This is a genomic window from Actinosynnema pretiosum, from assembly GCF_024171695.1.
Lineage (GTDB): Bacteria > Actinomycetota > Actinomycetes > Mycobacteriales > Pseudonocardiaceae > Actinosynnema > Actinosynnema pretiosum.
Genome location: NZ_JAMTCF010000011.1, coordinates 39,748 through 46,946, shown reverse-complemented (window position 1 = coordinate 46,946; position 7,199 = coordinate 39,748). Strand labels below are relative to the sequence as shown.

Here is a 7,199-nt window from a genome sequence, read left to right as displayed (position 1 = left end):
ACGCATCTGGAACGCCACCACCGGAGAACAAACCGGCCTCACCTTCGCCCACATGCCCGACGGCGAATTCGCCGTCTACCGCTCCACCACCAACGAAATCATCAGCTGCACCGAAGAAGCCTGGCGCTGGCTCGCCTGGAGCGGCATGGTCGACGGGCGGATGGACTGCCTGCCCGCCGAGACCTTCGGTCGCCTCCCCGTCGTGCCGAAGACCCCCACCCGTCAGATGAAAACGCCCTCATGAACGGTTCACCTGCCGCTCAGCCACAGCTCGCAGGCTGTTCCCCGTGGACACCTTCACCTACACGACCCGCCCCGAGCAGGCGACCGTCCCACTCGCCCGCCCCGAACCGCCGCGCAAGCGCCCGCGCGCCCACCTCGCCCTCGCGCTCGCCGCCCTCGGGGTGCTCGCCGCCGCCCTCCCGGCGGACGGGTTGCACTGGCGCGGCGCGGTCGTGCTCGCGGTGTTCACCGGTGCGGTCGGGGCCTGGGTGTTCACCAAGGTCGACGACACCTGGATCGCGCTCGTCGCCGTCTCGCTCCTCGCCGCCTCCGGCGTCGTCGAGGCCGACGAGGTGTTCGCCACGCTCGGCGCCGACCTGGTCTGGCTGCTGATCGCCGCGTTCGTGCTCGCCGCCGGGCTCACCCGGTCGGGCCTGGTCGAGCGGTTCACCGCCGCGCTGCTCAACCGGGCCCGCACCCCGCGCCAGCTCGCGCACCTCACCACCCTGGCGCTCATCGGCTCCTCCCTCGCCGTCCCGTCCACCTCGGGCCGGGCCGCGCTCGCGCTGCCGGTGTTCACCTCGCTGGCGAAGGCCGTGCCCCCGCGCCTGGCCCACGCGCTCTCCCTGCTGTTCCCGACCGTCGTGCTGCTCTCCGCCGTGTCCACCCTGATCGGCGCGGGCGCGCACCTCATCGCCGACCAGCTCCTCGCCGACGCCACCGGCGGCGGCATCGGGTTCCTGCACTGGCTGCTGCTCGGGCTCCCCCTCGCGGTCCTCTCCTGCCACCTGGCCGCCGAGCTGACCCTGCTGCTGTTCACCCGCCGCCAGGACCGCAGGACCCGCCTGAGCCTCGACCTCCCCACCCCGCCGAAGGCCTGGACCGCCCCCGAGAAGCACGCCGCCGCCACCACGGCCGCCGTCCTGCTCCTCTGGTGCACCGAGCCCCTCCACGGCACCCCGCCCGCGCTCGTCGGCCTCCTCGGCGCCCTGGTCATCACCGTCCCCCCGCACGGCGAGCACCGCGTCTCCCCCGGCGCCGCCCTCAAGACCGTCCCCTGGTCGCTGCTGCTGTTCACCGCCGCGACCGCCGCGCTCGGCGACGCCCTGGTCACCACCGGCGCCGCCCAGTGGCTGGCCGACCACGCCCTCGCGCCGCTCAAGCACGCCTCCCCCGAGCACTTCCTGATCGCCGTCGTGCTGGTCAGCACCGCCGCGCACCTGGCCGTCCAGTCCCGCTCGGCCCGCTCGTCGGTGCTGGTCCCGGTGGTGATCCCGCTGGCGCTGGCCGCCGGGGTGAACCCCGCGCTGGCCGTGTTCGCCTCGACCGCCGCCGCCGGGTTCTGCCACACCCTGACCTCCTCGGCGAAGCCGGTCGCGCTGTTCGCCGACGTCGAGGGCGTCCCCACCTACTCGGCGCGCGACCTGCTGCGCCTGACCGCCGCGCTGGCCCCGCTGCACGTCGCCGTCGTCAGCGCGTTCGCGCTGCTCGTGTGGCCCGCGACCGGCCTCCCCCTCTCCCGCTAACCCCAAGGAGCACCAGAAATGCGGATCGTCGTAGCACCCAGCGGTTTCAAGGAGAGCCTCGGCGCGGAAGCCGCCGCCGACGCCATCGCCACCGGCGTGCGCCGGGTCGTGCCCGACGCGGACGTGGACCGGGTGCCCCTGGTCGACGGCGGCGAGGGCTCGGCCGCCGCGCTCGCGAGCGCCACCGGCGGGCACCTGGTCGACACCACCGTCACCGGCCCGGTCGGGCTGCCGGTGCACTCGCACTTCGCGGTGCTCGGCGACGGCCGCACCGCCGTCGTGGAGATGGCCGCCGCCGCGGGCCTGCGGCTGGTGCCCCCGCACCGCCGCGACCCCGGCCTGACCACCAGCCGGGGCGTCGGCGAGCTGATCTCGGCCGCGCTGGACTCGGGCTGCGACTCGGTGCTGGTGGGCTGCGGCGACTCCGGCACCTCGGACGGCGGCGCGGGCGCGCTCCAGGCGCTGGGCGTGCGCGTCCTGGACCGGCACGGCCGCGAGGTCGCGCCGGGCGCGGTGGCGCTGGCGCACGCGCGCTCGGTGGACGTCTCCGGGCTCGCCCCCCGGCTCGCCGCGACCACGACCCGGCTGGCGGTGAACCCGCACAACGTGCTGTGCGGACCGCGCGGCGTGGCCAGGGTGTTCGGGCCGCAGAAGGGCGCGTCGCCCGAGCAGGTGGAGGTGCTGGCGCACGCGCTCGACAACTGGGCCGACGTGCTGCGCCGCGACCTGGGCGCGGACGTGGCGCTGCTGCCCGGCTCCGGCGCGTCCGGCGGGCTCGGGGCCGGGCTGAACGCGGTGCTGGGCGCGCCGCTGCTGCCCCGGTTCGACGTGCTGCTGGACCACGTCGACCTGGACGCCCGGCTGGCCGCCGCCGACCTGGTGATCACGGCGGAGGGCGCGATCGACGCCCAGACCCCGCACGGCAAGGTGCCAGCCGAGGTGGCGCGCCGGGCCAAGGCGCACGGCAAGCCGGTGATCGCGCTGGCGGGCACGATCGGCCCGCGCGCGGACGCGGCCTACGCGGCGGGCATCGACGCGTTCCAGGCGATCCTGCCGCGCCCGGTGTCGCTGGACGAGGCGATCCTGCGCGGCGGCGAGTTCCTGGCCGACGCGGCCGAGCGGGTGCTGCGGCTGCTGCTGGTGGGCGCGCGGCTCGCGCCGACCGGGTGAGCGGCGCGGGAGCAGGAAGATGAAGATTTCTTCATCCCGCTCTCATGCGGGCTTCGCCCCGGCCGGAGAGGGTGGGCGGGTGCGAGCCTCCCGGATCGTCCTGCTGACCGCCGCGCTGGCGCTGCCCCTCGGGGCGGCGGTGGCGACCTGGGCGCTGCCCGGTGAACCCCCGCCGTCCGCTCCGACGCAGGTCAAGCTGCGGGACAACACCGGGCTGCTGCCCACGTCGAGCGCGGCGCCGCCGCCGAGCGCCGAACCGGGCGCCGGGCAGAGCGCCGACCCTGGCGCCGGGCAGGGCACCGGGCAGGGCACCGGGCAGGGCACCGGGCAGGGCACCGGGCAGGGCACCGACCCAGGCGCCGGGCAGAGCGCCGCGCCGACCGCCCCTCCCCCGGACTCCCCGGTGGTCATCCCCCCGCCGCCCCCGGTCCCGCCGGACGATGACGACGACGATGACGACGACCTCGACGACTGACCCCGCACCCCACCGGACTGGACGACCGACCTGAGATGGCCGACTCCGACACACCCACCCTCACCCTGGACACCACCCTCGCCACCCGACCGGCGCCCCGCCGCAAGCGGGCCGTCCCCGCGCGGGTGCGGATCATGGGCTGGTTGCTGCTCCTGGTCGCCGTGGTCTCCCTCTCGACCACCCTGGTGACCCGCAACCTGCTGCTGCGCGAGGTCGACCGGGACGTCCGCTCCGCGCTGGAGCAGGAGGCCGCCGAGCTGGACCAGGTGCTCGCCGAGGGCGTCGACCGGGCGACCGGGCAGCCGTTCGCCGACGTCCGGCACGCCCTGTCCGCGCACCTGCGCCGCCAGTACATGGACGACGACGAGGTCATCGTCGCCTGGACCCCGCAGTCCGGCCCGATGCTCCAGGACCGCGCCGAGCCGTTCCGCCTCGGCGCGCACCCCGAGGTCCTGGACCCGATCCTGGCCTCCCCCGACCACAGCGGCACGGCCGTCACCCCGGCCGGTGAGCTGCGCTGGATCAGGGTGGACGCCACGGGCACCGCAGGCGACCGGGGCGCGCTGGTCGTGGGCTACCTGGTGGACCGGGACCGGGCCGAGGTGGCGTCGACGGTGCGGGTGCTGCTCGGCGTCGGCCTGCTGGGGGTGGTGCTGGCGGGCGCGTCGGCGTGGTTCGTGGCGGGGCAGATCCTGAGCCCGGTGCGGCTGGTGCGCCGGGCCGCCGCCGAGATCACCGAGCACGACCTGACCCGGCGGATCACCGTGGAGGGGCGCGACGACGTCGCCGCGCTGGCCGAGCAGTTCAACGCGATGCTGGACCGGCTGGAGCGGGCGTTCGCCACCCAGCGGCGGTTCCTGGACGACGCGGGCCACGAGCTGCGCACGCCGATCACGATCGTGTCCGGCCACCTGGAGCTGCTGGGCGACGACCCGGTGGAGCGGGCCGAGGCGGTGCGGTTGTGCCTGGACGAGCTGGACCGGATGAACCGGATGGTGAACGACCTGCTGCTGCTGGCCAAGGCCGAGCAGCCGGACTTCATCGACGCGCGACCGGTGGAGGTGGCCGAGCTGACCGGTGACGTGTACGCGAAGGTGCGGGCCATCGGGGACCGGCGGTGGCGGCTGGAGTCGATCGGGGAGGGCGTGGCGCTGCTGGACGAGCAGCGGGTCACCCAGGCCGTGGTGCAGCTGGCGCAGAACGCGGTGCAGCACAGCCCGGAGGGCTCGGAGGTGCTGATCGGGTCGCTGGTGCGGCCCGCGCCCGGTGGCGGCTCGGTGTCGTTCTGGGTGGCCGACCGGGGTCCCGGCGTGCGGCCGGAGGACGCGGCGGCGATCTTCGAGCGGTTCAGCCGGGGGTCGACGGGCGGCGCGCCGGGGCACCGGGCGGGCGCCGGGCTGGGGCTGGCGATCGTGCGGGCCATCGCCGAGGCGCACGGCGGGTTCGTGCGGCTCACGTCCGCGCCGGGCGCGGGGGCGCGGTTCGCGGTGGAGGTGCCGCTGCGGGTTCCGGAGGGCGGGGGGACGACGGTGCGGCTGCCGGTCGGCGGGACTCGGGGAGGTGGGTCGTGGCGCGAATCCTGATCGCCGAGGACGAGGAGCGGATCGCCTCGTTCGTGCGCAAGGGGCTGACCGCGAACGGGTTCGCCACGACCGTGGTGGGCGACGGCGAGGCCGCGCTCGGGTACGCGCTCAGCGGCGGGTTCGACCTGGTGCTGCTGGACATCGGGCTGCCGGTGCTGGACGGGTTCGCGGTGCTGGCGCGGTTGCGGGAGCGCGGGTGCGCGACGCCGGTGATCATCCTGACCGCGCAGGACTCGGTGCGGGCGACCGTGGCCGGGCTGGAGGGCGGCGCGGACGACTACATGACCAAGCCGTTCCGGTTCGAGGAGCTGCTGGCGCGGGTGCGGCTGCGGTTGCGCTCGCCGGAGGCGGTGGTCGAGCGGACGGTGCTGCGGGCCGGTGGGCTGGCGCTGGACCTGCGGACGCGGCGGGTGGACGTGGACGGGGTGGCGGTGGACCTGACGGCGCGCGAGTTCGCGCTGCTGGAGCTGCTGCTGCGGCACCACCGGCGGGTGCTGTCGCGGGAGCAGATCCTGTCGCACGTGTGGGGCTACGACTTCGACCCCGGTTCGAACATCGTGGACGTGTACGTGCGGGCGCTGCGGCGCAAGATCGGGGCCGGGCGGATCAGGACGGCTCGGGGGATGGGCTACTCGTTCGACGCGTGACCTCACGCGCGCACGCGTGCGCGCGTATTCGTTCTTGGTGCGGCGCGCGGGGCGACCTGCGCGCCGCCCGGTGGCATCGGGGTGACGCCGTGCGCCAATCGAGACGGTCCGGGCGCGGTCCGGGCGACGCCCCGGCGGCGCTTCGGGAGTGCCTCGGGGGCGCCCCGCACCCGACCCGCAACCGTCCCCGCACCGCCCCCGCAACCCCGTCCACCCACGGTGGAATCACATCGGGGGTTCGGGGATCGGTTGGGGGATGCCCCGCCGATCCGGAGGACCCTCCGGACCGCGTTCACCCTGATCAGGACACTTCCCGCGATCGGATGAGGGGTAATCAACACACAGTTGCATCGGTTCCCACCAAACGTGACACAAGTCACCGATTTCGGAGGGAACCTTGCCCATTCGTAGTACTCCCGGTTACGTTTCCGGCCGCAGATCACGGTTCGGTCACGTGCGAAGCTCAACGCGGGAGGCAGTTCTTTGGCTCGGCACAGGAGACCCCAGGGGGAACCGACCACGCTGGTGTTCCCAGTGGTCGTCACCGCCCCCGGCGTCGTTCCCGGAGCGCACCGCGCCGAGTCCGACAAGGCCCCGCTGGCCCACCGGGTGTCCGCCGTCGCGATGGCGGTCGGCGTGGTCACCGGAGCGGGCGGCGCAGCCGCCTACGCGGTCACCGGCGGCACCTTCAGCCCCAGCGCGGGCGCCATGAACTTCGGCGGGTTCGGCGACCCGGACGCCCCGGCGGTCTCGCCGACGGCGCAGACCATCGCCGAGATCCAGACCGTCCACTCGGTCGACGTCGGCGGCGAGGCCTCGCGGCTGCTCCAGCAGGAGCAGATGACCGCGGCCATGGCCGTCAACCAGATCAGCGACGCGGCGGCGAACGACTACGCCGCGCGGGTCAAGGCCGAGCAGGAGCGCAAGGAGCGCGAGGCCGAGGCGCGCAAGCCCGCCAAGCAGCGCGAGGTCGAGGCCTGGATCAAGGAGGCCATCAAGGTCCTCCAGGCCAACGGCACCTCGATCGACAACAGCAGCGTGGGCGCCATCTGGACGGTGATCCAGAAGGAGTCCGGCGGCAACGTCAACGCCATCAACAACTGGGACTCGAACGCGGTGCGCGGCACCCCGTCGAAGGGCCTGATGCAGGTCATCGACCCGACGTTCCAGGCGTACAAGCTCGCGGGCTACGACGACATCTACCGCCCGGTGGACAACATCATCGCCGGTGTCCGGTACGTGTACGCCCGCTACGGCGGCTTCCACAACCACCCCGGCCTGATCGGCATCAACGCCGGAACCGGGTACCAGGGCTACTGATCCGCGACCCCGCCCCTCTTCCGACCCCGAGCGGGGGCGGTGGAGGGGCGGACGCGTGCGCGCGTCGCGGCGAGCGGGCGGCGCTGAGCGGGCCGTGAGCGCCCCGCAGGGCCCTCGCGGCACCCGCTTGTCCACAAACGTGCGTCGAGGCCGTGACGGGCGCCGTGGGCACCCGCAACGGCGACGTCCCGCAGCCGCTCCCGGCAGGGGTACCCCGGACCGGCCCGGTTTGAACCGCCCGCTCGCGGGCGACTCC

At 74.7% G+C, this 7,199-nt stretch carries 7 protein-coding genes; all 7 read left to right on the top strand.

The window, feature by feature from the left end; all coding sequences use genetic code 11:
- A partial coding sequence (locus LV78_RS22475; protein WP_253847579.1) for a hypothetical protein occupies positions 1–244 on the top strand: 244 nt, incomplete at its 5' end.
- 43 nt (positions 245–287) lie between these two features.
- The gene (locus LV78_RS22470) at positions 288–1,748 is read left to right on the top strand and encodes an SLC13 family permease (RefSeq protein WP_253847578.1); all 1,461 of its coding nucleotides are present in this window, start codon (positions 288–290) and stop codon (positions 1,746–1,748) included.
- An 18-nt stretch (positions 1,749–1,766) separates the two neighbouring features.
- Positions 1,767–2,918 carry a glycerate kinase family protein gene (locus LV78_RS22465; protein ID WP_253847577.1) on the top strand — a complete coding sequence of 384 codons (1,152 nt, stop codon included), beginning with the start codon at positions 1,767–1,769 and terminating at the stop codon, positions 2,916–2,918.
- A gap of 79 nt (positions 2,919–2,997) precedes the next feature.
- Complete coding sequence (locus LV78_RS22460; protein ID WP_253847576.1) at positions 2,998–3,393, top strand: hypothetical protein; 396 nt, start codon at positions 2,998–3,000, stop codon at positions 3,391–3,393.
- 35 nt (positions 3,394–3,428) lie between these two features.
- Positions 3,429–4,976, top strand: a complete 1,548-nt coding sequence (locus LV78_RS22455; RefSeq protein WP_253847575.1) for a sensor histidine kinase — start codon at positions 3,429–3,431, stop codon at positions 4,974–4,976.
- The gene (locus LV78_RS22450) at positions 4,961–5,623 is read left to right on the top strand and encodes a response regulator transcription factor (protein WP_253847574.1); all 663 of its coding nucleotides are present in this window, start codon (positions 4,961–4,963) and stop codon (positions 5,621–5,623) included. The genes LV78_RS22455 and LV78_RS22450 overlap by 16 nt, the downstream gene beginning before the upstream one ends.
- Before the next feature lie 525 nt (positions 5,624–6,148).
- Positions 6,149–6,943, top strand: a complete 795-nt coding sequence (locus tag LV78_RS41710) for a transglycosylase SLT domain-containing protein (protein ID WP_308208742.1) — start codon at positions 6,149–6,151, stop codon at positions 6,941–6,943.
- The last annotated feature ends 256 nt before the right edge of the window (positions 6,944–7,199 follow it).

What these genes read in the sequence shown, in the direction of transcription:
- LV78_RS22465 (WP_253847577.1), top strand. Translation starts at nt 1,767, where the DNA reads ATGCGGATCGTCGTAGCACCCAGCGGTTTCAAGGAGAGCCTCGGCGCG.
- LV78_RS22455 (WP_253847575.1), top strand. Translation starts at nt 3,429, where the DNA reads ATGGCCGACTCCGACACACCCACCCTCACCCTGGACACCACCCTCGCC.